The organism is Pseudomonas sp. PB105, from assembly GCF_009764655.1.
GTDB classification, from domain to species: domain Bacteria; phylum Pseudomonadota; class Gammaproteobacteria; order Pseudomonadales; family Pseudomonadaceae; genus Aquipseudomonas; species Aquipseudomonas cyclaminis.
Genome location: NZ_RWIO01000071.1, coordinates 1 through 2,330, shown reverse-complemented (window position 1 = coordinate 2,330; position 2,330 = coordinate 1). Strand labels below are relative to the sequence as shown.

At 61.5% G+C, this 2,330-nt stretch carries 2 protein-coding genes and 1 pseudogene; all 3 read right to left on the bottom strand.

Annotated elements, in window-relative coordinates:
• Nucleotides 1–106 precede the first annotated feature (106 nt).
• The gene (gpM, locus tag EJD88_RS18530; protein WP_158878699.1) at nt 107–832 is read right to left on the bottom strand and encodes a phage terminase small subunit; all 726 of its coding nucleotides are present in this window, start codon (nt 830–832) and stop codon (nt 107–109) included.
• On the bottom strand, nt 829–1,848 hold the full coding sequence (locus tag EJD88_RS18525; protein ID WP_158878698.1) for a phage major capsid protein, P2 family: 1,020 nt from the start codon (nt 1,846–1,848) through the stop codon (nt 829–831). The genes gpM and EJD88_RS18525 overlap by 4 nt, the downstream gene beginning before the upstream one ends.
• A 1-nt stretch (nt 1,849) precedes the next feature.
• Nucleotides 1,850–2,330 (bottom strand): annotated as a pseudogene (locus EJD88_RS18520) (capsid scaffolding protein); the annotation flags it as partial.

Below are 2,330 nucleotides of genomic sequence, written 5' to 3'. Positions count from 1 at the left end.
AAAGCTCATGCTGACCGCTCAAATAGGGCGGGGAGCCTGTTTTCAGTGGGACGGTCCATAAATGGGCGGCTCACTTCCACAGGTCCCCGCTGGGGGGGGTAGTCGGTTATTCGGTGGCCGGGTTAGCCGCCGCTTGTTTTGCCAGGGCCCTGCGAACCTTTTCGATGCGGGTGTCGTTACCGGCCTGGGCGTACAGCTCGGTCGAACGCTCCAGGTGCTTGAGTGCAACCTCAAGATTCCCGGCCTCCATGGCGCGCATACCGATCAACTTGTGGTACTTGCTCGGGATCTGCTCCGTCAGTTGCCATTCACCGTCAACCAGGGGCAGCAGGTCAGAGAGGTAAGGCTCCGGGCTGCGATTGACTTTGTATTCGGCGTAGGCCCACTCACACACGGCGTCCGCGACAAAGGTCTGGATGTCGCGGCGCTTGAAGCGGTCCGGCATCTGCTGGCCCTGCTCGATCAGGAAATCAGCAAGCCCCAGGGCGTCTTCGAATTGGGCGGTGTCGAACAGCCAGACCATCACCTGCACAGCAACGCGGTTCGGGAAGTTCAGGCCCGATTCGCAATAGCGCTGGATGTACTCCTGGTACTTGGGCAGCAGCTCTTCGCGCTTGAGTGCCTGGCGTCCAGCCAGGCCGTTAATTGCGCTGATACGTGCCAGGTCCTGGTCCAAGGCCGCTTCCTGCAGCAGCAGGTGTTTGCGCGCATTGGCCGGGCTGCTCAGAGCATCGCCCGGGGTGTAGGCCATGCCTGCAGTAGCGGCAAGTGCCGCTACTGCAGTGCTGCCCAAGGCCAGGATGCGGCGCTTGTGCGCCAGGGCCAGGCTCACGCCAACAGCTCCACGTTTTCGGTCAGTGCGATCTTTTCCAACTGCTCGATCACATAACCTTCGTTGCGGCTGTTGTAGTCCTCGACGCGGGAGCGTTTCGGGTTCTCGATCGTCTGTTTGCGCCAGCTGGTGTCCTGGTAGTAGATCGACAGGTTGTCCCAACTGGTGACCAACACCGCGTTGACCGGGAAGTTCGGCACGCTGAACGCCGGCAGACCGCCGTAGGTGGCAATGACCTGGGCGTTTTCGATGCGCTCTTTTTCGGTCGGCGTGTCGCCCTGCTTGGTGTACAGCTTGGCCTTGTCAGAGGCGAGCAAGTCGGTGCCGATGATCGCGACCAGGTCGCCGTCTTCGCGCAGGATCTCGTCCACCATCTGCTTGGTGTCGTGCACCAGGGCGTCCAGGTTGGCGTAGTCGCCGCCGGCACCCAAGGTGACCTTGCCAGCGGTGGCACCCTCTTTCAGCACCTGCTGCGGGGCCTGCTCGCGCAGTTGCTGCAGCCAGCCCTTATTCACGTCCTGAAGCTTGGGATTCGCTGCCAGGTCGGTCTGCGTTGCAGCGCGGGTGCCGTGGAAGCCGATAACAATGCGGTCCTGGGCGATACGCTTTTGCACGGCAGCGGAATAGCGCTCTTTGAAGTCGGGAAACTTCGCCCAGGCGTCGATCTTGGCGTACGGCAGGCCCACGTCTGACTGGGTATCAGCCAACTCGTAGGTGCTATTGTCCAACGCCGATGCGTCTTTGGCTTCGCGGTCGGTGGTCTTGGTGTTGGTGCGGCCGGTAACCGGACCATTTACACCGATGAAGACCTTTTCACCCTTGATCTCGCTGACCGGGGTGACGTTGATACGCTCCAGAAAGTCAGCCTTCGCGGTGATCGCGTCGTTCAGCTCCTGGGCAATCGTCGGGTCCACACTGAACATGCGGGTGGAGTTTTCGATGCCGTACGCTTCGGCGATCGCTTCCTGCAGCTCGGCGTACTGCTTGGCGCCCCGGGCGCTTAATGGCTGGGCCATGTCAGAGCACCTTTTTCTTGGCGGTTGTTACAGGGCCAGGGTTGCGCGGCAACTGGCGACCGGCGGAGGTGTTCTGCAGGGCGCTGAACTGCTTCTGCAGCGCATCCAGCTTGGCAAGTACGGACTGGTTGCCCTTGCTCTGGCGGCGGAATTCGCGCTCTTGCTCGGCGGTGGCCACGATGTCATCTACGGCTGTGCTGACGTCATCGATCAGGTCTTGATCGGGCTCAGGTGCATCGGCGGCGGCAGGCTCAATGACAGCTTGAAGGCCGGCAGCGACAACCAGCAGCTGCGCCACCAGGGCTGTCAAAGCCGTTGCTGTAGCTTCATCCATTGGGGGTTTGCTCTCTGTGTTGGGTGGAGTGGTTTCGGTGGGCAGCGCACCTGCAGCGAAACGCTTGAAGAAGCCGGTCAGGGCATCAATCAGTCCGGTTTCGGCGGTGTTTGGGCTGTCGTCCTGCAGGCGGCCGAGTTCGACCGAC